Consider the following 23,874-nt stretch of genomic DNA (forward strand, 5'->3'; position numbering starts at 1 on the left):
TTAGAAAAGCAGCCATTCTCCTCCGAATGGCTGCTTTTTATTATGAGTGGATAATCCCGATTTTCATTTTGACTTCTTCCAAAAAAGGTCTTGTTTTCTTTCTTGCTTTTTCTGCTCCATGCAGTAACATTTCATTAAGCTTATCAGGCGATGCCATCAACTCATTATATCTTTCACGGGGCTCTTCCAAATGAACATTCATGACTTCAAAAAGCTCTTTCTTGGCTTCCCCCCATCCGATCCCGGTTAGGAATCGATTTCTCATTTCTTCGGTTTGAAGTTCTGTAGCAAATTCTTTATATAATGAAAAAATGATGGAATCATCCGGATCCTTCGGCGCCTCAGGGGGACTCGAATCTGTCTTGATCTTATTGATCAGTTTTTGGAGCTTTTTCGGTTCCTCGAATAATGGAATGGTATTGTTATAGCTTTTACTCATCTTACGTCCATCCAATCCGGGGAGCACGGCGGTTTCTTCTTCGATGACATACTGAGGAAGTGTGAATGTTTCACCATAGGTATGATTAAAGCTTTCAGCGATATCCCTTGCGATTTCAACATGCTGGATTTGATCCTTTCCAACCGGAACAATTTCAGTTTGGAAAAGAAGAATATCCGCTGCCATCAAGATCGGATACGTAAATACCCCCATATTCACACCTGTATCTGCTTCTCTTCCTGTGTGAAGATTTTCCTCGACAATGGATTTATAGGCATGTGCGCGGTTCATCAATCCTTTTGGTGAGAAACAGGCTAATATCCAGCTTAATTCAAAAATCTCCGGAACATCCGATTGCCTGTAAAAGATTGCTTTTTCCGGATCAAGCCCCAGTGCTAACCATGTTGCTGCAATTCCCCTGCTGAGCTGGTTCATTTCTTCTTTGTCATGTATCTTCGTAAGTCCATGATAATCCGCTACAAAATATGCAGGCTGGTATAATTCATTTCCCGCCAGTTCAAGAGCTGGTTTTATCGCACCGATGTAATTCCCCAGGTGTACCCTTCCTGTTGGTTTGATCCCCGTCAATACTTGCTTTTTCATCACTTTCAATCCTCCCATTTTCTTTAAACACAAAAAGGGCTCCCCGTCCTAAAAAGGACGGGAAACCCGTGGTGCCACCTTCATTCGTTCATAGCCGTGAACGCACTTATCTGTACAGAGGATCCTTCCTCGATACATTGTCCCTTTTATCGGTGAGACTTTCCGCCAAAACCTACTTCCACTTTCAGTCTGGATGCTCAGAAGCCCATTCGACTATTTCCCCACACTGATTCGCACCGGCCATCAGCTCTCTGAAGTGTTTCAACAGCTTACTTTTCTTCATCATTGCATACATAATTTTCTTGTTTCCAATATTTTATAGTAAGCGAAAAAAATGGTCAATACTTTTTATATTTCCTTTGATGTAAAAGGCAGAAATAATTTCACACCTCTCCTGTTGAATGGAAGGAACTTCATATCTCCTGCTAAGTGACTGGCATATCCGAGCATACAAGCTTCAAATATGCCTTCAATCTTCAGTGAAGATTCAAAGTATTTTGCAATGAATCCGAAAAAAATCATTCCAAGCAGTGAATGGGTATAACTCCGGTGTGATACGAAGGAAGCGATCACTATGTATATCCCCAGCAGCCATAACCAGGTTTCGTTAAGGTGCCAGCCTGCGGCAGTCACACCAATTCCTGTAAATGTCAACATCCTTCTTTGTGTGATGACCGCTGACAACAATAGTATACCTATGCCATACCCTATTCCTATCCATTGTTCTCTCCCGTGCTCTTCAAGGAAACTATAAACCATCATCAATAAACCGATTACTTGAGCTACCGCTCTGATCATCTTCGGTGAGAACGTCACTTTATTGCTGAGCTTCCCATCGATATCCATATCCGGCATCAGCCCTGAAATCCCCCCAACTGTGACAAGAACGGCGGTCATGCTGAGGTTCGATCCCATTGAGTTGGCTGTGATGAATCCTGCAGCTGCTCCCGCTGCCATATGTGCTGTTCCGTTCACAACTCTCCTCCTTATTCTACATGCAATACTGAAATTACCATGATAGAGGATTTAAGTGGAAATGAACATGGGAAACTTGAATTATTTTCCCTGCAGTACAATCTTAACTCTTTTAATAATCTCATGAAAATAAGCATTCGGATGAGCGACAAAGTCCTCTATTGATATATTTCTTTTTATGTATTCCTTTTCAGAGCCGGCATTAATAATAAAGCCTTCTGAACAGACTTCCTCTTTTTCGTGGGTAAATAGCTTTTCAAAGTTTCGCAAAGAGGTGCGTAATATCCCCGATAGTTCATCCAATTGAAGATCAAAGCTTTCAAAGGTCACAGGGTTGGTGTATAAGAAAACATTCGCTAACTCGCGGTCTATAATACCGCTGCCAATCAACTCTTCTTTTATTACCCCCGCAAAAGAGAGATCATCGAAATCAATCTTTATCCCCAACTCTTCATGAACCTCCCTTACACCATCTTCAATCAATTCATGAGACAAAATATGACCTGCAGCTGTAATATCCAATAGTCCGGGGTAATCTTTTTTTCGATCACTCCTCAGTTGAAAATAAATATATTCTTCCCCGCTGTCTTCGTCATAGTGAGTCAGCCAGCAGTGGAACGTTTCATGCCAATACCCACTTGCATGGACTTCCTCTCGCGTGCGTTCTCCCAGTCTATTATAATCTTCATCAAAGATGGATAGGTTCTCTACATTCATAGACCTTCCTCCTTCAGTTTGTCGTCAATGTACTTAAATCATGTCTCCCCTGCATTATGTATTGTGAAGCCGCTTATATGCTTCTAAAAGTTCTTCTACCGGTATGTTATCAATTTTCATTCCTGACAGGTCGCTTTCCTGAATTTCAACACCTTTTAAATTGCAGTTAGAAAACTTGCTTCCTTGAAGATTACATCCTTCAAAACTCAACGGATCTTCACTTTCTCCCAGGCTCGTATTGAGAAATCGCACACCACCTAGTGTTACATGGGCAATTTTGCTATATGAAAGATTCAAATCCGCGAATAAAGAGTGTGTTAAATTGATATTTTGATACTTTCCATTTCTCATATTACAGTTACTCACATGTACATCCATCAAATTACTGTTACTGACTGAACTACCTTCCAGATTAACCCCATAGCAGACTGAATTACTCAAATCACATTGTTCATAAAGCCTTCCTGAAAGATTTTCATCCATGAGGAGTCTTTTATCTTTCACATTCTTTTCAATTCTCTTTTCGTAGCAATATTCCTCATCAAATTCAAATGTGTTCCGAAACCCCATTTTTTCGTAAAAATAGTGATTATTCTTTTGTCTTGCAGATGTTTCAAGATTCCATATTCTCACTTCAGGAAATTCTTTCTCAATCAATTGCATCACTCTTGACCCAATCCCTTTGCCTTGAAAATCAGGATGAATAAAGATGCGGTCGATTCTTCCGTATGTTGTACCTGTCAGGGTGATAAAGATTCCCCCTGCCATCTGTTTATCTGCTATTACCTTGTAAACTTCCAATTCCCGTATCATATACCTGTTCTTTTCAATTGAGTCGTAACCAGGCGGCTGGATATTGTAGTCCACTACACTTTTATCTTCATCAAGCCATCTCACAGCTTCCGCATCAAACGTTTTTTTCTTTATTTTAGTTAATAATGCAGCATCTTCAAAGGATGCCTTCTCTATCGTTATTTCCATGTATGTTCTCCTTTTTAGCTGATATCCTCTTTATATTAACATAATTTTCTAATTCTAATAGAAAAAAGAGCATAAACCTCTTAAGGTCTATACTCCCAATGACTTCTATCATTTATTTTTTCTGTTATTTAACCTCCACACTTTGTAAAAGAAGCCTCCTATGATGAAAAGAATACCGCCTATAAGTGAGCCGAGTGTGTTCATCAGCCAATCATCAATGTCTGTAGATCTACCCAGAGGGAGAAAATATTGAGTCAACTCTATAAAGAACGAAAGGAGTGCTCCAAGAAACGTCACCTTCAGGACAATCGCTCTTTGGTGTCGCATCCACCAGCTTGAAAAGAAAGCGAATGGTACAAACAGAAAGACATTGGCTAATAAATTTCGGATCGGAACCTCTAAGTGATTCCGGTATAGAAGGTTCAATTTCAGATTGGAGAATGGCTCCATATTGGTTTGGCCATTACTTCCGCCGTTTACGCCTCCGCCACCCAGAAATGGTGTGAGGGTGATCAAACATATGCCGCCAATGGAAATGGAAAGCAATAAAACGGGAAGGAGGTTCATCCACCTTCCCTTACCCTTTTTCTTTTTCCAAATGGAGACGGCTAGGATAGAAGTAATGGTCACCAGTGCAAGAATGGGAATCACCCATCCGAATGCGCTCCATAATTCATGCATCTTACGTCTCCCACTTTCATACTTTTACTAAGATATACAATTGTATGAGTACATTTATACCACATTTCTAAGAAAGGAAAACATATCCCTGCTATTCTTCGTGTGAAATCCATTTCCTCTTTTCTTGCATTCTGACTGTATATCCTTCTTTATCCAGCCTTTCTAAAAATGGGATCATGTATTTACGCGATAAGCCCAGTACTTCTTTTGCTTGTGCGATCCCAAAAGATTGCTCTGTATTTTTCTTCAATAATTCGACTGCTTGCACATAGGTCTCATGTGCATAAGCATATTTTTCATCCAATGGAGCGATCCACTTTTCCTGTACAAAGAAATGATAAAATCCTTGCCGCAATGATTCAGGTATGCCAGCTTCTTGAAAATACTCTTCCATTGTTTTAACCTTCAAGTCATCTTTTAGGATCGATTGTATCAGCTGTATACATCTTTTTTCCCATTGAGAGGGAAGGCGTGGGGTGAAATCCTCCATACTCAGGACTCCATTTTCTTTTTTAACCTCCTGTTGCCGAAGTAACCTCTGTATACTATGTTGGATCAGTGCATCAGGGTAAGACTTCAGCATTTGTTGCAGTTCCCCCGTATTGATTCCTTTTTCGAGGGGATGTTTGTCATGATATGTACGCAGAACATCCCTGATCATTTTCTCACATTTCTCAACAATACTTGTATGTGTCACATGGGATGCGCGCAACTCGACCCACCCGTGTTGATTCATAACTTCGGTAAGTTCGTCCCAACTGACTGATACTTTCTGAAGAATGTATTCCTTGGATACGCTCTTCTCCCTATCAAGCAGTTTTAATATCCGCTCTTCCGGAGTCCCTTCTTTTATTGAACGTAACTTTGAAATCGTTTCGCTTCCGAATTTGTATTTTCCTCCGTGAGGGTTAATAATCCAGCCGCCGCCTAAAGTTTCTACCGGAGTTGGCCTTCTTATGATAAATCGATCACCGCGTTTTACTACAATATTATCGCTTAATCGAATCTGGCATAAAATGGATTCCACTTCTTGTTCTACCCGATTGCGGTCAAAGAATATAAGTTTCCCCATCACTTCGGAAGTCCCTGTATGAACCTTGACCTCCATTCGCTGTTTAAGCCCAAGTCTGATTTCTTCAAGTAGGTTTAATGAGACATCGATCGTGTCCGTCACAGCAAAATCGGAAGAGGAAACCAATGCGTTCCCGCGTTCTACGTGCTGATAATTAATCCCTGCTAAATTGATGGCTGTACGCTGTCCTGCAAAGCCTTGCAAGGTATTCATTCCATGAACTTGAATTTGTCTCGCTTTCGTTGAAATACCTTGTGGAAGAAGGGTAAGATCAGCTCCTGTCATGATTGTGCCCTCGTATATGGTCCCCCTCACGATTGTCCCTTGCCCCTTCAAGGTAAATACCTGATCGATCGGCATGCGAAATTCCCCTGATGCACTCCTGACTGGAATTTCCTCCGTAGAACGAATGATTAAATCCTTTAACTCTTGGATGCCTTCTCCCGATACACTATCGACCATCATTAACGGTGCGTTTTCAAAAGGGGAACCTTTAAGTTCTTCCGCTACTTCATCTTTTGCAAGTTCTCTTAAGTCAGCATCCACCTTTGAAAGTTTTGTAAGAACGATAATAGCATTCGTGATTCCAAGAAGAGAAAGGATGTCCACATGCTCACGTGTTTGCGGCATTACCCCTTCGTCAGCTGCTATGACCAGCACCACCAGGTCGATTCCTCCTACACCTGCAATCATCCTTCTGATGAAACGCTCATGACCAGGTACATCGACGATTGAAATCTGCATATCCTCCTCTTGATGAAGAGGGGCAAACCCGAGTTCTATTGAAATCTGTCTTTCCTTTTCTTCTTTGAGCCGATCGGTGTCAATATTGGTGAGCGCTTTTGTGAGCGTGGTCTTACCGTGATCAATGTGCCCGGCCATCCCGACCGTATAAAACCGTTTTTCCAACCTTCTCACCTGCTTTCGCTACGAGTTCCTCTTTTTATAATGTGTGAATAATACTCCCGTCATCAATGCAAAACATGCGATAAACAGCATGCCTTTCACGTTCTCCCCTTCTGAGAAAGACTTAATTGTCCAGAGAAGTATGACGATTGTGATCACACAATCAAAGATAAATATTCCTTTTGATTTTCGAATCATCATCACCCGCTTAATCTAATCTTATTTATAGACTAACTTTACCATATACCCTTTACTGAAATAAAAAAACAGCCAAGATAAATCAAGCTTTATCTTGGCTATTCCTGTGTCTGTCTTAATTTGAACCTTCTTGAATCAGCGTCTTTATATCAGCTGTGATTTCGGCATAAGGTACTTCCGTGTTTCCACTGTAAGTCTTGACGACAACACCTTCTTGGTTGACGAGGAAGAAGCTCGTACCGTGAATGACTTGATCAGAGTTAGGATCTTCAGCCACGATTGATTTGAAGGAGTGTTCGGCAAACTCCTTGATTTCGTCAAACTGATATCCAGTAAGCAATTCCCATTTACTTTCATCCGCTTCATATTTTGAAAGATAGTCTTTCAAGACCTGAGGCTTATCATGTTCAGGGTCTACACTGAAGGAAACGATCTTGTAGTCCTCCACCCCTTCTTTCTTCAGTTCCTTTTGAAGCTTTGTCAGGTTAAAGGTCATAGGGGGACACACTGTTTCACAATTCGTAAAAATAAAATCCGCAATCCATACTTTTCCCTCTAAATCCTTCAAACTCACTTTTTCATTATTTTGGTTGGTATAAGTAAAGTCTGATATCTCGTAATTCGTTTCTGCTTGAAAGTCACTATTGCTGCAACCCGCAATGAGAATACCGATCAGAGTCATCATCACTACTAGTCTTTTCGATTTTGACACTTCAATCTCCTCCGCTTTCACTGCTATTCTCATTCTATGTTAGTAGATAGAATGAGAAAAAACAATGTGCTTCTCATGAGTTTCCATGACTATTTTGTGAAATCCCCCTGTGCTTTCAACCCTAAGCACAGAGCACCGTGACTGCCTGAGAAGGCTCCGTTTTCCATAAAGATGGGGTCATAATCAAGCATCTCTTTGAATTGAGACAAATCTTCTTTAAGAGGTAAGTTGGAATTTAGGGTACTGCCGATAAAAGCGATTGATCGAGTTTTATGATTCTGTGACAGTTGATGGGCCAGTAAAATGATCGTCTCCGCCATCATATTGGTTAACGATCTTAATACATCTTCTTTTCTAGCCTTACCATCTTGGTATTTTGCGAAATTAGCAGCTGTCAAATATTCAGGAACAGGTGCCTCTTGACCTTCATAAATCTCGTTCACCATCAAGTCGACTGATGCCCGCCGGCCTTTTGCAGATAATCTCACCATTTCATTGAAATCTTTCACCCCGGTCAATTTGGCACCCAGCCCCATAAACATCCCACCGCCTATGCCGCTTCCGAGTACACGAGTGAAATCTCTCTGATCCATAATAAAAAAAGAAGTCCCTGTTCCGATATTCACGAGAATAGAACGGTCTACATTATGTTTTTGATCCTTTAGAAGCCATCTCGTCCCTACTTCAACTGCTTTGAATTCAGGATACACAGTACAATCAGGAATCAATGACTTAATTTTCCCTGCCCTGCCGCCGGTTACATATAATTCTGCATGAGGTGAAGTGAGTTCGAGCCACTTTATCACAGAAAGTAATTCTTTACTGTCATAGGTTTTATAATGGTATCTCCCTTGCTCTTCGTACACAACTTTAGTCAGTGTTCCTCCTGCATCGATTCCAATAGCCTTCATTCTGCTTCTTCTTTCATTTTCTTTTTTGAAAATAGATAATGCAGAATATACCCATGGATCACCATGATGACCAGGAAAGCGATAAGATAATAAAATACACCCATGATCCCCTTAGAAAAATCCTCTGTCAAAAGCCACCATATGGAGGCTAACAGGAGGAAGAAAAATTGAAGTGCAACCCCTTCTAAAAAGGGCTTTTTGTAACTATTGAAATCCAAAAGCCTTTTCCAGCTCCATCCGATTGCGACTGCAGCTGAGATTAATAATATTAATATATAAATACTTATTTTCATGAATTTCACCTGCTTTTTAAAAGTCTTATTGTCTTAATCATATTAAACTTATTTGGAAATATAAAGTGTAAATAGAAGAGTCAGGTAAATCACACTAATTTTCCACAGGTGTTATTATGATGAGTACATGACGCAATACTGAAATCCTGTTCTCTGTAACCCCGGGTGGGGCTGTGCACAGAAAGGAATCAGTCCTTCACTTTATCAAACCGGTAGGCGTTATAATGTGTAAGGTTTACCTTGACATTGATTTTTTCTAAAGAATCTTTACTAAGATAAAATGATTTCCTATCCTTGAGTCCCTTGTATTGACCAGCCTTAAATCTGTAGTATTTCTCACCGACATTCAGTAGATCCACCTTCTTTTCAATCCCGATATCATAAACAGACTGAATTTCCTTTTTGATCGAATCCTCCAATGAACCTTTCACCTTTTGATAGGGTATTTCCTCTAACTTTTCCAACAGCTCCGCTTCTACATTCACATTAAGTGTGAATGCGGGTTTGGTTGAGTCCTTACTGTATTCCACTTTCAATTTCTGTGAGGATAGTTTAAAGGTAGCGGTCAGTTCATCTTCCATATAAAGACCATAGTTGATTTGGTTCCTTTTATGAAGAAGCCAGTCAACCCATATAGCCTCCTTGGATGGAAGAGATCCCCTGTATGAGGAACTCTGAAAAAGGCTATAACCATTCAGCAGAAGTACAGGATCAGGCGAATCAGTTTCCCATGCCTCATGATTGATTGTCAATATTGGAATGGCTGCAGATCCCATCGGCTCATGATATTTTCTTAAGAATGACATTAGGCTGACTGGACCAATATCATCCTGACTGGTCTCAATATGTTCTTCCGTCAACAAAACCGTATAGACAGGGGGATAGCTGAATAAGCCTTTAGTGTGGAGGAGTTCCTTTATATTTTGATCGGTTGTGAATAATAAAAGGTTAGGTCTCAACGAACGGTTTCTCCCTACTTCCTCCAGCACTTCCTTGAATTTATATTCCATCACATTTTTGGATAACACGAGCGCTTTTGTATGCCCGAAGAATAATGGCGGCCTGGACAGCCTGTATAATTTACTTACTGCCAGATTCATCGTTTTACCAGTTGCCGTACCGACCAATGTAGGTACTGTCTCAGCGGGTCTGGTTTCTTGTTTAGCAACATTAATGAAATTCAAGCCTTGCAGATAAACGGTATATTCATCATTTTCTGGATTATAGTCCATACCGATTGTCACGACATACGTCAGGTCCTGAATATTTTTAATTCCGGTACATCCTGATAAAAGAAGCAATAATGATATGATACAGATTTTGATTGTCTTAGAAGTCACGATCCTTCATTTCCCTTCCTTTCAGAATCAGACGGACTTGTCGATTTCGTACGATCCTTATAAAATTGAAGTGGTAACTTTAAATATGCCCGAAGAGATTCCGTTAAACTTATAGGGGCAGCAGAACCCAAGTATGGGACACCAAATGAAGATTTTGTGGCTAAATACAGAATGGTGACCACAAAAGATAATATCACTCCAAACAACCCGAATAACGTGCTTAAAAGTAACACGATAAACCTTAAAATTGTCAGCCCGTTCTTTAATGATTGGTTGACGAGCGTAAAAGATGAAATATATGTTATGGCCCCTACAACGAGCATGGTAGGGGAAGTTAATCCCGCCCGAATGGCAGCATCCCCGACAATGAGACCGCCAAGTACCGAAACAGTCTGCCCGATGGCGCGCGGCAGCCGTACGCCAGCTTCATTAAAGAATTCAAACAAAAACAGTACAATGAACATTTCAACAGGGGCAGAAAGCGGCAATCCAAATCTTGACATCGAAATCGTAGCGACAAGCAAATAAGGAATCTGTTCAAGATTATAAGCAGAAAAAGCTACCCATATACCCGGTAGAAACCCAGATATAAGCAAGCCGCTCATCCTGATCAATCGTTCTATCGAGACGAAGAAATAATTGATGTTTGAATCTTCAGGCGATTTAGTTTGTAAAAGTAAATTTACAGGTGCAAACGACACAGTGGGACACCCGTCCACCATGATGGCAAACCTGCCTTGATTTAAGCTTTCCACGATAAAGTCAGGTCTCCCGGTATAATCAAAACCTGGAAATATCGAATAAGGAGAATCCCCTATAAGCGACTCAAGCTCTTCATTGGAGACTAGTACGTCAATTTCAATTTTTTCTAGTCTTTTATGAAGTTCCACCAGTACCCTTTCATCAAGCACATCATCTAAATATAAGATTGCCACTTTAGTCTTGCTTCTGCTGCCCACAATATATTTTTCGACACATAATGATGGCGAAAAGATTCTTCTCCTCACTAAAGAGATATTTGTATATAAATCCTCTACAAACCCGTCCTTCGGTCCCCGGATTGATGTTTCGAGCGCAGATTCTTCCGGATCCCTCTTAGGAAGACTCCCTGCCTGAACACCAAAGATTACGTCCTCTACAAAAAAGAGCACATAGCCTGTAAATAAGGATGATAAAATGTGTTCTTGATCCTGATCCGTAAGATTTTCAATTTGAAAATATGCCTGAAACTTTTGTATAACGGGTTTTTCTGTAAATATATCAAGCCGGGGCAGAATGAATTTATCAAGGTATTGGGTATCTATGAGGCTCTCAAAAAAAACCATTGTTACCTTTCCCTGTTCAAATTGATGTTCTTTAAAAAGTAAATCCTGACTTTTACAAAATAAGGATTTTAACTCTTCAATCTTTTCTGTTGCTGAAATCTTTTTACCTTGATCCTTTAAATCATATTTCATACTAAACAACATCCTTTTTGTGTGAGCAGCATATTTTAGCGAGGCGGATTGTTGCTTTCTAGACGTCTGCCTGCGACCTTTTCCTTATTCTTAACGTGAGCCAGTGAGGGAGAAGGCTTTCACAATCAAAGCACTTACAATGATCTGAAACAGTAAAAATACAACAGCGAAAGGAAAGAAAAACTCATATAAAAAACGATAAAAATAGAATGTATCGATATCAACAAGCAGTAATGACAAGAACACAACGTACAAAGGCACTATAACCCTAAGTTTCATTCTGTAGTTGTTTTTGGAACTTGTAATCAAGAACCCCAATAAAAAAATAAACAAACCGATTCTGATGACAGCTCCGGATAACCATTGATAAAGAGCGAAAAAGTCAAGATGAGTAATGAACTCCCCAATGCCCAGGATCCTCCACTGTTCATAGGCGGGATACCTCATTTTCGAAGCTTCCACATATCCGAACTCCATGATAGATGCAGTTAAAGGGCCCATGATCAGTCCCAGGAAAATAAGTCCTAAAATAATGAGATGATGCATTTTTATTTTTCCTTTACTGAAAGGCTGAAGCAGAATGATTATGTATATCTCCAACAATCCGCTCAGAACATAGATCATGCCTTTGTAAACAGGATAAAAGCCGTCGCTGAAAATAGGAAAAAGCAGACTGGGGTCTTTCATGTTTGTATTGGTGAAGGCAATGAAAAACCCAAAAATCATGACCAGCGGTAATAATAATCCGCTTGCTATGGCCATATATTTAACCCCCGACCATGTAATCAAGAAACAAGTGAATGTCATAATGATGACAATCACTAATTTGGGGACATCAGCTAAAAAATATGCCCTTAACCATATTATTAAATCAACGAACGTGATATATGCGCTTGCAAGCAAAAATAAACAGACTGGCAGACCGAACAGCCAAACGAATGCCTTGTTCCATTTTGCTCTCAGGAGGTGAAAGAAACCTTCCGGCGGAGAATTTTTCAGTGTGTAATAAATCAGAAACGTGGCCAATATTAAGACAGGATAGGAAATGATCACACTTATCCATCCGTCCCTGCCTGAAGCATGTAAAATACTCGGGATGATCATAACATGGTTTAATAATCCGGTAGAAAGAATCAATAATAAGGTCAGTTGCCTTGGAATCAGGACTGGCTGTAAGTTCTTCATTTCAAAACTCCTCAAGTATATAACGTATTTCTATTTATTTCCTCTGAACTCCGAAACTAACCTGTTAATAAACAAAAAAAGTCAGGGATGCCCTGACTTTTTTAAATAAATAAGTGTTAGACCATAAATTGAAATTCTGTCCTGCTTCCATTTTGTGAAGAAATGACTTCCAGCCTTGCATCGATCCTCTCTTTCAATTCAGGAACATGGGAAATCAAACCGACCAGGCGGCCGCTGCTTTGGATGTCCATTAAAGCTTCGATGGCATGATCCAGGGATTCAGGGTCGAGGGTACCAAATCCTTCGTCGATGAACATCGTTTCAAGGGATACGCCTCCTGCATATTGCTGGACGACATCTGCAAGTCCAAGAGCCAATGCGAGGGACGCTTTAAAGCTTTCTCCCCCTGATAAGGTCTTGACGTGTCTTTCCTGACCGGTGTATTGATCAAAGACGAGCAATTCCAGACCACTTTGTACATTCCCTTTGCTTCTGTCTGTCTTCCGGATCAGGTTGTACCTGCCGGCTGTCATTTTGACTAACCGCTCATTTGCAATACTTAGAATATCTTCAAGAAAAGAAGCCAATACATACCTTTCAAAGGTAAGGCGGTTTGCATTTTGTCCGCGCGCAATGTCTGCAAGGTGTCCGACCGTTTGATATGTGTTTTCCAACTCTTTTATGTCTTCATTGATTTCAACAACCCGGGAAAGGATATTTTTATTTTCCTGCGTATGTGAAAGCAGGTTGTTGAGTGTTTCGTTTATCTTCTTCATTTCTTCAGAAACAGCTGTCAATGAATCTTCAATAAGATGGATTTCCGGCTTTTCTTTATTTTCAAGCTGCTTACTGACATCGGATAACCGGTCTGTCGCGGAGCGCAGATCTTCACCGTATTTCTTTACTCTCGCTTCGAGTTCAGCTATTTCTTCATCCGATCTTTTTGCTTCATGGAAGGCACGATAATGTGGAAATCCTTGCTCAGTCAAGAGGGATAGAAAAGCTTCCCGCTCCTGCTTCATCTCAACATCAGCCTTCTCAACTTGAGCTTTCTTCTCAATTACTTGTGATTCTTTTACTTTATATTCGTTCTCACATGCAAAAAAGTGGGTTTGGGCTTTTTCAAAGTCAGCTCTCATCTTTTCCAATGAAACTTTACTCTTTTTCAAAGTAAAATCAAAGTCTTTTTTGGAATTAAGTTCTGGAGGGATTGACTCTCTGACTTTTTCTAAAGCCGTTTTCTTTGTTAAGAAATTCATTTCGAGCTCTCGCTGCTTTTCCAGATGTCCCTTACTGGCTTCTTCAAGCTCGGCAAGTTTCTCTCTCCCTTTCTTAACTTCTTCTCTCATCTCCTTGAGCTGTTCTACTTCCTTTTTCTTCTCGAAAATTTCCATTTTAAGCTTTTGTGCTTTTAACTGGACATCTTTGGTGACTTCCAGATAGTTCTCCATTGTAAGCTTGTCCGCACCTTTTTCTATCCTTTGGAACTGTAATTGAATTTGCTCTTCTATTCCTTCGATCTTTGTTTGTTCCTGAGCCAGTGCAAGATTCACTTGCTTTTCTTCAGACTGAAGAGATTGAAGCGTATCCTTTGCGCTATTCATATCTTCTTCAGAAGGCAGTTGGTGTTCATCCCTGGCTGGATTAGGGTGCTCATGTGATCCACATACAGGGCATGGGGATTCATCACTGAGGTCTCGTGCCAGGATGGCAGATTGAGCCGAACGCCATTTCCCTTCAAGATAAACGACCAAGTCAGATGCATCTTTCACTCGTTTACCGATGTTGTTGTACTGCTTATGCATTCGGGTATAATTTGTCTTGAATTCCTGGAGTCGGTTAGATAACTTCTGGATTTCTTTAAGGGTTTCTAATAAAGACTCTTCTTCCTGAAGCGATTTTTCATATTGAAACAATTTACTTTGGCTGTCTTCAAGTTTCTCAAGACGATCTTCTCTATCCTGGATCCCAGCCCTTAAAAAAGTGATTTGTTCAGATTTTTTGTTTATCACTTGCTGATGCTTTGTGGTATTCTCCTGAATTCCCTTCAATTCCTCTTGTAAGGAATCGAGCGAGTAAACATCTTTTTGAATCGTTTCCAGATGATTAATTTTTTTAACCAGTTCATCCCTGACAGATTCCTTGCCAGCTTCTTCTTTGTATTGCTTTTTAGCAAGCTCAAGTTTCACCGAAGCTGCTTCTTTTTCTTTCATCAATCGATCAAGATCCTGCTTGAGACCTTTAAGGATTTCATTTAATTTATGGCAGTATTCGTCCTGCTTTATTAATCTTGACGCTTTATGAGCAAGATTGATTTCCTGAGTGATTCTTTCGTTATCAGTCTTTCTTTGCTCCAGCTTGTTCAATTCATCAGTTAATTTTCCCTGCAATTCAAATTGCTGAAGGAGGGTATTGGCTTCTGCAAGCTGCTTATTGATATCATCTCTTTTGTTTTGGATGGCTTGATAAGTATTTTGCACATCAGCAAGCTGCTCCTCCATCTTTTCAATATGACCTGGGAGGATGCCAAGTATCTTGCTGTCTTTTAAAGGTTCTTCCAATAATAATTCTTTTAGTTCTTCATTGTCATGAACGTGGATTTTGAGTAATTCCCTTGTGCGGGTTTCAACGGATGCTTCCACTGTCTTCCTTAAGTCATCGGCTTCCGCCTTCAACCCTTCCTGGATCGTTTTATAAAGTTGTGTGTGAAACAACCTCTGTAAAATAACTTCTTTATCTTTACTATCAGAGGTTAATAGTTTTCGAAATTCCCCTTGAGGAATCATAAGGATCTGCCGGAATTGATTGGCGTCCAATTGAATGAGCGATTTTATCTTCTCATCAACATCCCTGACATTTGCAGCAAGCAGCTGTTCAACCCCGTCTTCATCATACATAAATAATTCAGATCTGGCGTTGATTGTCGTAAATCCTTCACCGCGGGCTTTCTTCTTATCCTGCTGGGGGGACCTCCAGATCCGGTAGGTCTTCCCTCTTAAACTGAATAAAAGCTCCACTTCAGTTACGTCGTCATCCATGGCAAATTGACTTCTAAGCTCTGTGGGAGTCCGGTCCTCCCCACTCGCCTTACCATAAATCGAGTATGAAATACCGTCAAAAATAGTCGTCTTACCCGATCCGGTTTTTCCTGAAATGACAAACATCGTACGGTTGTCAAGCTGGCGGAAATCAATTACTTCCCTCCCCGCATATGGACCGAATGCCTGCATTGTTAATTTAAGAGGTTTCACCCTTCAAACACCTCCTGTCTTGCTTTTTCAATCACCTTTTCTAATACATCTTCCTTAGATTGTGTAAAATCACCGGTCGTCATGTCCGCGTAAAACTCTTTGAACAGTTCCAGTTCTGACTTCTTTTTATCCTCAACAACTTTGAAACTGCTTTTCTTTTTTGCATCAGTCAATTCTAATTTTCTTTCCAGATGTAAAACATTCGGGTATACCTGACGAAGCTTATTAATCGGGTCAATTAGGGTCCCCTCATCATGCAGAATGATTTTTAAATAATCATCCACTTTTTGAGATTGATAGAAAGACGGGTCAAGCAGCTCTTCCAAATGCCCTTTAAGCTCTCTCATATCCTGCTTTGGACGTAAACTGCGTTCGCGGAGTTCAATTGAACCGTTTTCCTTCATCTCCACAATCGTCACTGATTTCCGTTGACTTGCTTCTGAGAATGAATACTTTAGAAGTGACCCGGAATAGCGGATACTATCATGTTTAATGGCGTCAGGGCTGTGCAGGTGCCCCAGGGCTGTATAATGAAATGGCTCGAATAAATCACTGCCGACACACCCGGATCCACCCACGGATAGGGTTCTCTCCGAATCCGTCGTTTTGCCGCCGAGTACAAATGCATGTCCTACAAAAACATGGGGTTCATCCGGGTTCATTTCTTCCTGAATTCTGTTCACGATTGCACTCATGGCATCATGATGGGAATGAATAGAATCATCTCCAAGCAGCTGCCGTACCGTTCCCGGTTCTGCATAAGGGATACAATGAAAGTTCACTCCATTCACTTTTACTGGTGTAAAATCACCTGTAAGTTTTCCCTTTAAGTAAAAGTGGCTATGCTTGTACCAGGAAGAGCCAAACGAAAGTCGTTCAGCACTGTCGTGATTACCCGAAACAGCCACAATGGGTGTATTCATTTCGACGTTAATCCTGTAAAGTACCTCATCCAGTAATTCCACCGCTTCAGTCGGAGGTACAGAACGATCGTATAGATCACCGGCAATCACGACCGCATCAGGCTTTTCTTCCTCTACCAATTCAATGAATTGTTCCAATATGTATCGCTGTTCTTCCGTCATATAAATACCATGAACCAATTTTCCTAAATGCCAATCAGCTGTATGTATGAATTTCACCGTTCAATCTCCTCTCTTTACCTGGATCTCTTTCATAAATTATATCAAACTGTGAAAACTCGGGTGAAAAGGAATTGTTACCAAACAATCAGGAACGTTTGTTCTTATTATACAACTAAAACCAATAATTTCCTATTAATAATGCATATTTAGAAGAATTTATAAGATAGGGTAGTAGACTATCATTTTACTTTACTTATAGGTATAAAACAAAAAGAGAGACCAATGGCCTCCCCTTTTTTATTCTTTCATTCTTTGAGGAAGAGTCTGAATGGATGATACGACGGCATCAAGCTTTGTTTCTATACGATAAAGCAGATACATCGTGACCACAATCGGAAACCCTACCTCAGAGATAAAAGGAATAATCGACTCCATGTACCTTACCTCCTTTCACTTCTTATATAGAAGGAATATGCGGTAAAGGACACCCTGGAGGCTGAAAAAAACTAAAATACCACCACAAAAGTATAGGCACTCAATACCGCTATTGATTTCCGTGCAAGACTTCGCTTTCCGCGGGTAGCCCGTGAGCCTCCTCGTCGCATTCGCTCCTGCGGGGTCTCACATAAGCTACTCTTCCCGCAGGAGTCTTCGTCTTGCACTCCAATCAACCGCTGGAACAAGCTAAACCTAAATGTACAATTAAACAAATTAAAAACCCGAACTAATTTGCTTTCTGAAAAGCAAACTAGTTCGGGTGTATTTAGATTGAAACACTATGTCCCAGTCTCTTTGTGTCAATTTGGATTAACCGTTTAAGTCGTTCACTAAGCTGGAGCTTACTAAGCCAGCTTTGTCAAGGATTGCTTTGATCTGATTTTCAGCTTCGATCATCTTTTCTTCAGCTGCTGAAAGATCAGCTTCTCCTTCTGCTTTCAGTGCCTCTGCTTTTAGCGTATAGGACTCTGCCAATGTTGCTTTGAACTCTTCTATGTCTTTTTTATAGTCATCAAGTCCTGATGGAATTTCTGTATTTTCTACTGCTTCAGCAGATTCCTCAGCCGAAACTGCAGCTGCCTCTTCCAACTTTGCAAGCTCGTCACCTGTCGGAGGTGTTTCTCCGCCAACTGCTGCCTCGTATCCATTTAAGTCAATATCAGTACCATTTACTGTGGTAGTTAAATTAAGATAAAAATCCATTAATTCTCCAGCTGCATCTGTATTTTCCTCACTGGATTTTGCAGATTCCTCTTTTTTACCTTCTTCGGAACCAGCATCAGAACATCCAACTAATAATAAAGATAAACCTAAACCTAAGAACCATAATTTTTTCATAGTTCATATCCCCTTTCTGTCTCTCTTGCATGAATTGTGCGGGAGGTAAAGCGAACCATATAGTAATCGCTTACTTCTTCCATTTTTTAGCCGGCAAAATGTATCTTATCACGGAGATAATCTGTTGGTAAAGAAATATTTTCTACTTTCACCAAAGTTCTAATTTTATAAACATTCTAAATAAATTTTAAATTGGCACAAGCATGAAATTGAGTGTACATGCCTTCACCAATGAGATGTGTCATAATTAAAACGTATTCATTGAACAGTACATGAGAAAATGATATAACTGTTTTAGATGATTAACACCCGGGGCTGATTGTAGAGCTGGTGCTTGCCTAGGTCTTCAAAACCTCTTGGGAGGCGCGTGCCGTCTCCGCTGGGTTCGATTCCCAGGCAGTCCCGCCATTCTTATCCTCAAAAAAAAGAAGCTTCAGGATGATCATCGATCCCCTAAAAACTTCTTCCTTTACCATACCTTCTGTGTTTGTTCCCTTTTTTTTCTTTCTTGCTGGTGAGCAGCTTCAAATTTAATTGAAAATGTCGTTCCTTCCCCCTGTTCGCTTTGCACGCTTATGTCAGCTGAATGATCTCTTAAGATACGCAAACAGATTGTGAGACCGAGACCAGTTCCTTTTGTTTTAGTCGTAAAGAACGGTTCACCGAGCTTATCAAGGATTTGTTTTTTCATGCCTATGCCTTCGTCTTTAAAACTAAGCTCCACTTTGTTGTACTCATTTAACCCGGCTTCAATCATTATGTTGCCTCCGTGGGGCATTGCCTCGATGGCGTTTTTTACAAGGTTGATAAAAACCTGCTTCAGCTGATTTTCGTCCCCTCTAATGTATAAATCCCTTTGCTTAAAAGCGGTTTGTATTTCTATGTTATAAAGAATTGCATTAGTATTGAGAAGCTTAGCCACATGATCGAGTGTTTCTACTATATTGATGCGTTTATATGTAACTGATTGGGGTTTGGCCAGGATCAGTAATTCACTGAGTACCAGCTCAATTCTCTTAATTTCAGAAAACACGATTTCGAGATACTCCCTGGTCTTCTCATCAGCATCATCTCTTAAAAGCTGCAGAAAACCATTTATTGATGTGAGAGGGTTTCTCACTTCATGGGCAATGCCTGCTGCCAATTGCCCGGCAACTGATAGTTTCTGTGATTCGATGGCAAGGGTCTCATTCATTTCAAGTAACTCTTCTTCATTATGTATTCTTTCTGTTATATCGGATATCGTCCCGACTGTACCTGCCAGTTCGCCATTCTCATCATAATTCAATTTGATATTTACTTCGCCCCATCGAAACTGACCGCTCCTGGTTTGAAAAGAAAAGTCAATTTTTGTTTTTTCCTTTTGCTCACTTATGCTTCTTCTCAATACACGCAAAAATTCATGTCGTTCATGCAGGGATATGAAGTGGAGGGCATTCTTATGTATGCTTTCCTTAATACTATAACCAGTCAATTCTTCCCACGAATGATTAAGAAATTGAAATTCCCCCTTGGAATTTGTGTGAAACACCACTTCTGTAATATTTTGCAGGACGAGATGCAGCTCCTCGTTTAACCTCTTGATCTTTTCTTCACTTTTACTAATGGCTGAGACGGTTTCATTGCTTTCATCGTAGTTTTTCCCAGTATAATAGCCGATAAATAAAATGAGTGTCCCAAAAAGCAAATCAACCTGTAAGTTAAAAGAGTATTGAAGAACAAAATAATAAATGAAGTCCCAAATTATTATTAATAGAGCACCTGCCAAAACAAACAAAATTCTGCCTTTGTACTTTGCCATTTGACCCCTCCGTCCTTCCAAAACAAACTAGATATAGATAATATCGAAAAAGAAAGAATTTTCACGATATTTGTTATTTATTAGTATATCATTTCTTATTAAGAACAGTATAGGTCTCTTTTAGATTTCTTAGGATATTCTTGTCACATCCTTTCGGGTTGTCTATAATGAAAGACGATACATAGCTTTCATAGAGATTACTGTTAACCATTTTCTTTTGAATAAACCAAACCAATAGAAAAATAAGTGGTTGAATTCTGCCATTTAAACAGTGATCGGCGAAAGCGCTTAGAAAATCGAGGTGAGAGCATGCAGCTTGACGGATGGTTTTTATACTTTATCCTTTTTTGGGTTGTTTTTTTAACGGCATCATTTGCCATCGGCGGCTTCTTTATGTTTCGTAAATTCTTAAAAAGATTTCCTAAAGAAGATGGAAAATCAGATATGGACTGGGAAGAATATTATGTAAATCAGACCGTTCACTTATGGGATGACCGGGAAAAGAAAATGCTGAATGAATTAGTTACTCCAGTACCTGAACTATTCAGAGATGTTGCGAAATATAAAATTGCAGGCAAAATAGGAGAATTGGCTCTTAGGGAGAAAGCTCCTGTAATTTCACAGGAACTCGTGATAAGAGGCTATATCATGGCCACGCCAAAAAGAGATCATAAATTTCTCCGAAAAAAACTGGATGATATGGAGATTGACGCGACTCCTTATGAACACTTATTTTAAATTATTGAAAAGGGATGAAAAATGTGGGGTCTATTCTGGTGATTCCAATTGTGCTATACATTATTTTCACAGCGGCAGCTATTCTTCTGTATAGAAGATGGAAAAAGGCAAACAAAAGGTAAACGGTTCACACCGTTTACCTTTTGTTTTAGATTATGCATCGGAGCCTGAGCGAGCCGCCTCCGCTTTTACCTCATCCAGCTCCGGCGGCTAGCCCCTCGAGGTCATAAGCTAAATGGCCAAGAAGGCAAAAGACGCCTTCCCGGACCATTAAGCTTATACTTGTCGGGGCTGAGCGAGCCGCCTCCGCTTTTATTTTAATCTATTGGGTCCGCGGCTTTTCCGTATTTGATAACGTCGTAGATGGCTAGTCCATCACTGGGCTTTCCTTCTCCATTCCGATAAGGGAATAGTGAAAAAAAGATAAAGTATACTGAAAAATAAACAAATTGATAGAAAAAGATGTGAACAGGGATAACCCCTTGATAGATGAGAAAATTAATCATTAGAATGACAATGAGGTTGAACAGGCTGCCGGATAAATAAATCAACACATGTGTCCACACTTTATTGTATTTTAATTCCGTGTATTGACACCAGCCTTCCATAAAATACATTCTATTGACTTCCAGGGGGCCTATATTAAATAATTTTTTACCTGTGCCAATCGCAAATTTTATTTTTGCGCCAAATATTCTCGCCACCAATACATGACCAGCTTCATGTACAATCGTCACAAGCGGCAGAGTTAAAAAGAATGCCAGAAAAAACGTCCAGATATCATGTAAAGTGAACAAGGTGCAACCCCCTTTGTATATGTATGTTACTCTCCCTGTTTCCCCCTGAGTAAAACTAGATACTCTCTTTTTTATCATTTGTAAAAAAAACGTAATACGCACACTGCACTCCATTTCAAGCCAACAAAAAAACAGAACAAAATGGCTTCATTTTGTTCTGCTTCCTGATCACGATTCCTTCAAATGGAGTTTGTAGTAAGGTCACGGTTTTCCTGATAGAGTTTTCTATACTGAATATACATGGCAATCCGCCAAGGTACGATCATCCCAAATGCAAGGATCCAAAACATGCCGCTCAGTGCACCATAGTCGATTGTCGTACTCAGTATCGATTTGGCGACAATCCGGATGATAAGAAGGCCGATTAATATAAACGCAAACGCTTTGGAACGTTTTAAGTAAATATCATTATTCCGTAATTCAAATTTAGACGTCTTTATCAGTAAGATGGAAAACAACATTCCCACGGTAAGTGCTTCCAAAAACTCCCACAATGTCACACGAAAGAAAGGGAAAATAAACATCAAAGCCCCTGTACTCATAAAAAGCGGCGGTAAAATGATTTTTTTACCACTTACCGGCTTTTTCTGGGCTTTCATTCGAATAAATAATACAAAAAACCCCATAAATATTGCTGCGATGGATGAAGCAATCATCATAAACGATCATCCTTTAACTCTCTACTTATTTACTTTTATATTATAGCTTATTTTGTGTGAAAACAAAAACAACCAAAAAAAAAGGTTGAAATATCCTCAACCCCTTCCCCTATTATGAACCTAATACTCTCTTTATTGCATCAACAACTCTTACCTCATCAAAAGGTTTTACAATAAAATCCTTGGCGCCGCATTCAATCGCTTCCACAACGATTTTCTGCTGTCCCATGGCTGAGCACATAATGATTTTCGCTTTCGGGTACTCATTCAAAATTTCCTTCGCAGCTTCTATACCGTCCATCTCAGGCATCGTAATATCCATTGTTACAAGATCCGCCTTGAGTTCCCTATATTTCTTCACAGCTTCTGCGCCATTCTCCGCTTCACCTACTACAGTGTGTCCACTGGATGTCAGCATATTTCCAAGTGTCATTCTCATAAACTTTGCATCATCCACTACTAGTATTGTTGCCACAGGTGTTCCTCCTCGTAAACGCTTTGGCTGCATTTCTCTTATGATACTATAGTCCTATTTGTATTCTTACTATATCATTAATCATAAGAATGTTTCAATGTAAATCCACTGCGAAAGTTCTTAGAATCCTTGGAATCCCCCGAATATAGAAGTGAAATAGGAAAGAATGACGGTCATCCAATCAAAGAAAAGCATAATACCGACGGCAATCATGATATATCCGCCGATTTTAACGATTTTTGCGCTGTTTTTTCTAATCCACTTCATTTTCCCGATAAAGAAAGAAAGGATGAGAAACGGAATAGCAAAACCTAGTACATAAGCTGTCATATAAAGAACCCCTGAACCTGGATTCGTTGCTGCAAGGGCAAGTACCGAAGCAAGAATAGGGCCTGTGCATGGTGTCCATCCGGCAGCAAATGCCATCCCAATCAATACAGAACCTATAAAACCTGAAGGCCTATTCTTGAATTCAATACGGCGTTCTTTCATCAGCATTTCAGGAGTGAAGACACCTATGACCACCAATCCGAATACAATAATAAATATCGCGCCAAGTTGTCGGATCAAGTCTTTATAGTCGAGAAAGAATTCTCCTATAAAGGATGTACCAAATCCGATTGCGATGAATATGACTGAAAAGCCCAAGAGAAAAAATATGGTATGTACAAGGCTCCGCTTCTGCAGCATCGAATTGTCCGCTTTAAGCTCGCTAACACTCATCCCTGTAATATAGGATAAGAAGGCCGGATATAAAGGCAGGCAGCATGGTGAGATAAAGCTTAAAAAACCTGCCCCGAAAGCCAGAAATAGATTGATATCTGCCATTTTTACAACTCCTACTTTTGTTTATATATCTTTATTCTATCAAACATTCGCTTAGACTATGAGAATCAATTCTGTGAACGATTTGTGACCATTCAGTTACAAATTGATTCGCATCTTTCCAATCCTGTTTCAACACCTTTAAATATTTATTTTAGCTTTGAAAATTTATCCCTTTTTCGTTATACTAATAAAAAGTTACAGTTATTACTAGTTTTGTATTCCTTCTGTAAGGAACTACAAAAGAAAGGAAACAGCCGTGTCTAAACAAGAGCTTCTCGAACGTATTGAAAAAAAGCGTGCTCAATTAATTGATATAGTAGCTGAAAATGGACTTTCTTCACCTCAAGCCATTCAATACAGTCAAGAGTTGGATCTACTGTTGAATAGTTACAATACGAAATACATAAAAAAATTTTCGACTCAAGTAAGCTGATA

Annotated in this window: 24 protein-coding genes, 1 tRNA gene and 1 other annotated feature; of the genes, 4 read left to right on the forward strand and 21 right to left on the reverse strand. The window is 39.9% G+C overall.

Annotated elements, in window-relative coordinates; genetic code table 11:
* Nucleotides 1–40: 40 nt before the first annotated feature.
* The 6 genes from AAEO50_RS14465 to selB form a co-directional block, all read right to left on the reverse strand.
* Nucleotides 41–1,042 carry a tryptophan--tRNA ligase gene (locus AAEO50_RS14465; RefSeq protein WP_341984996.1) on the reverse strand — a complete coding sequence of 334 codons (1,002 nt, stop codon included), beginning with the start codon at nt 1,040–1,042 and terminating at the stop codon, nt 41–43.
* A 50-nt stretch (nt 1,043–1,092) separates the two neighbouring features.
* Nucleotides 1,093–1,337, reverse strand: a binding site (T-box leader).
* Between the two features lie 53 nt (nt 1,338–1,390).
* Nucleotides 1,391–2,017, reverse strand: a complete 627-nt coding sequence (locus AAEO50_RS14470; RefSeq protein ID WP_341984997.1) for a metal-dependent hydrolase — start codon at nt 2,015–2,017, stop codon at nt 1,391–1,393.
* Nucleotides 2,018–2,098: 81 nt separating this feature from the next.
* The gene (locus AAEO50_RS14475) at nt 2,099–2,734 is read right to left on the reverse strand and encodes an NUDIX hydrolase (RefSeq protein ID WP_341984998.1); all 636 of its coding nucleotides are present in this window, start codon (nt 2,732–2,734) and stop codon (nt 2,099–2,101) included.
* A 54-nt stretch (nt 2,735–2,788) separates the two neighbouring features.
* On the reverse strand, nt 2,789–3,715 hold the full coding sequence (locus tag AAEO50_RS14480) for a GNAT family N-acetyltransferase (RefSeq protein WP_341984999.1): 927 nt from the start codon (nt 3,713–3,715) through the stop codon (nt 2,789–2,791).
* Nucleotides 3,716–3,823: 108 nt separating this feature from the next.
* The gene (locus AAEO50_RS14485) at nt 3,824–4,396 is read right to left on the reverse strand and encodes a VanZ family protein (RefSeq protein WP_341985000.1); all 573 of its coding nucleotides are present in this window, start codon (nt 4,394–4,396) and stop codon (nt 3,824–3,826) included.
* A 91-nt stretch (nt 4,397–4,487) separates the two neighbouring features.
* Nucleotides 4,488–6,386: a selenocysteine-specific translation elongation factor gene (gene selB / locus AAEO50_RS14490; protein WP_341985001.1), complete on the reverse strand. Its 1,899-nt coding sequence runs from the start codon at nt 6,384–6,386 to the stop codon at nt 4,488–4,490.
* Between the two features lie 34 nt (nt 6,387–6,420).
* On the opposite strand from selB, the gene AAEO50_RS14495 reads away from it, so the two are divergent.
* Nucleotides 6,421–6,591, forward strand: a complete 171-nt coding sequence (locus tag AAEO50_RS14495; protein ID WP_341985003.1) for a hypothetical protein — start codon at nt 6,421–6,423, stop codon at nt 6,589–6,591.
* Nucleotides 6,592–6,687: 96 nt separating this feature from the next.
* On the opposite strand, the gene AAEO50_RS14500 is transcribed toward AAEO50_RS14495, so the two are convergent.
* The 10 genes from AAEO50_RS14500 to AAEO50_RS14545 all read right to left on the reverse strand — a co-directional run bounded on the left by AAEO50_RS14500 (nt 6,688) and on the right by AAEO50_RS14545 (nt 18,141).
* Nucleotides 6,688–7,284 carry an SCO family protein gene (locus AAEO50_RS14500; protein WP_341985004.1) on the reverse strand — a complete coding sequence of 199 codons (597 nt, stop codon included), beginning with the start codon at nt 7,282–7,284 and terminating at the stop codon, nt 6,688–6,690.
* A gap of 89 nt (nt 7,285–7,373) precedes the next feature.
* The gene (gene coaW / locus AAEO50_RS14505) at nt 7,374–8,195 is read right to left on the reverse strand and encodes a type II pantothenate kinase (RefSeq protein ID WP_341985005.1); all 822 of its coding nucleotides are present in this window, start codon (nt 8,193–8,195) and stop codon (nt 7,374–7,376) included.
* On the reverse strand, nt 8,192–8,488 hold the full coding sequence (locus AAEO50_RS14510) for a hypothetical protein (RefSeq protein ID WP_341985006.1): 297 nt from the start codon (nt 8,486–8,488) through the stop codon (nt 8,192–8,194). Before AAEO50_RS14510 ends, coaW begins: the two co-directional genes overlap by 4 nt.
* 188 nt (nt 8,489–8,676) lie before the next feature.
* Nucleotides 8,677–9,828: a Ger(x)C family spore germination protein gene (locus tag AAEO50_RS14515; RefSeq protein WP_341985007.1), complete on the reverse strand. Its 1,152-nt coding sequence runs from the start codon at nt 9,826–9,828 to the stop codon at nt 8,677–8,679.
* Nucleotides 9,825–11,285, reverse strand: a complete 1,461-nt coding sequence (locus AAEO50_RS14520) for a spore germination protein (protein ID WP_341985008.1) — start codon at nt 11,283–11,285, stop codon at nt 9,825–9,827. Before AAEO50_RS14520 ends, AAEO50_RS14515 begins: the two co-directional genes overlap by 4 nt.
* A gap of 90 nt (nt 11,286–11,375) precedes the next feature.
* Nucleotides 11,376–12,470, reverse strand: coding sequence for an endospore germination permease (locus AAEO50_RS14525; RefSeq protein WP_341985009.1), 1,095 nt, complete (start codon nt 12,468–12,470; stop codon nt 11,376–11,378).
* A 116-nt stretch (nt 12,471–12,586) separates the two neighbouring features.
* Nucleotides 12,587–15,721 carry an SMC family ATPase gene (locus tag AAEO50_RS14530; RefSeq protein WP_341985011.1) on the reverse strand — a complete coding sequence of 1,045 codons (3,135 nt, stop codon included), beginning with the start codon at nt 15,719–15,721 and terminating at the stop codon, nt 12,587–12,589.
* Nucleotides 15,718–16,863 (reverse strand): exonuclease SbcCD subunit D, encoded by a 1,146-nt coding sequence (locus tag AAEO50_RS14535; RefSeq protein WP_341985012.1) that lies wholly within the window; start codon nt 16,861–16,863, stop codon nt 15,718–15,720. Before AAEO50_RS14535 ends, AAEO50_RS14530 begins: the two co-directional genes overlap by 4 nt.
* A gap of 240 nt (nt 16,864–17,103) precedes the next feature.
* Nucleotides 17,104–17,241 (reverse strand): YvrJ family protein, encoded by a 138-nt coding sequence (locus tag AAEO50_RS14540; RefSeq protein ID WP_175989135.1) that lies wholly within the window; start codon nt 17,239–17,241, stop codon nt 17,104–17,106.
* A 372-nt stretch (nt 17,242–17,613) separates the two neighbouring features.
* A complete protein-coding gene (locus AAEO50_RS14545; RefSeq protein ID WP_341985013.1) occupies nt 17,614–18,141 on the reverse strand; it encodes a hypothetical protein in 528 nt (175 codons plus the stop codon).
* A gap of 311 nt (nt 18,142–18,452) precedes the next feature.
* Between AAEO50_RS14545 and AAEO50_RS14550 the strand changes: the two genes are divergently transcribed.
* A tRNA-Sec gene (locus AAEO50_RS14550) sits at nt 18,453–18,549 on the forward strand.
* A gap of 61 nt (nt 18,550–18,610) precedes the next feature.
* On the opposite strand, the gene AAEO50_RS14555 is transcribed toward AAEO50_RS14550, so the two are convergent.
* A complete protein-coding gene (locus tag AAEO50_RS14555) occupies nt 18,611–19,942 on the reverse strand; it encodes an ATP-binding protein (RefSeq protein ID WP_341985014.1) in 1,332 nt (443 codons plus the stop codon).
* Between the two features lie 309 nt (nt 19,943–20,251).
* Here AAEO50_RS14555 and AAEO50_RS14560 point away from each other — a divergent pair, with 309 nt between their 5' ends.
* Nucleotides 20,252–20,680, forward strand: coding sequence for a DUF2621 domain-containing protein (locus AAEO50_RS14560; RefSeq protein WP_341985015.1), 429 nt, complete (start codon nt 20,252–20,254; stop codon nt 20,678–20,680).
* A gap of 317 nt (nt 20,681–20,997) precedes the next feature.
* Here the strand turns inward: AAEO50_RS14560 and AAEO50_RS14565 are convergent, their stop codons facing one another.
* The 4 genes from AAEO50_RS14565 to AAEO50_RS14580 all read right to left on the reverse strand — a co-directional run bounded on the left by AAEO50_RS14565 (nt 20,998) and on the right by AAEO50_RS14580 (nt 23,439).
* On the reverse strand, nt 20,998–21,477 hold the full coding sequence (locus AAEO50_RS14565; RefSeq protein ID WP_341985016.1) for a site-2 protease family protein: 480 nt from the start codon (nt 21,475–21,477) through the stop codon (nt 20,998–21,000).
* Nucleotides 21,478–21,656: 179 nt separating this feature from the next.
* Entirely contained in the window at nt 21,657–22,136 is a 480-nt protein-coding gene (locus AAEO50_RS14570; RefSeq protein ID WP_341985017.1) for a cytochrome c biogenesis protein CcdC, read from the reverse strand.
* Between the two features lie 112 nt (nt 22,137–22,248).
* Nucleotides 22,249–22,611, reverse strand: coding sequence for a response regulator (locus AAEO50_RS14575; protein ID WP_341985018.1), 363 nt, complete (start codon nt 22,609–22,611; stop codon nt 22,249–22,251).
* 120 nt (nt 22,612–22,731) lie between these two features.
* On the reverse strand, nt 22,732–23,439 hold the full coding sequence (locus AAEO50_RS14580; protein ID WP_341985019.1) for a cytochrome c biogenesis protein CcdA: 708 nt from the start codon (nt 23,437–23,439) through the stop codon (nt 22,732–22,734).
* Nucleotides 23,440–23,695: 256 nt separating this feature from the next.
* On the opposite strand from AAEO50_RS14580, the gene AAEO50_RS14585 reads away from it, so the two are divergent.
* Entirely contained in the window at nt 23,696–23,872 is a 177-nt protein-coding gene (locus AAEO50_RS14585) for an aspartyl-phosphate phosphatase Spo0E family protein (protein ID WP_341985020.1), read from the forward strand.
* The last annotated feature ends 2 nt before the right edge of the window (nt 23,873–23,874 follow it).

Origin of the sequence: Rossellomorea oryzaecorticis, from assembly GCF_038405515.1 — a bacterium.
Classification (GTDB): Bacteria; Bacillota; Bacilli; order Bacillales; family Bacillaceae_B; genus Rossellomorea; species Rossellomorea oryzaecorticis_A.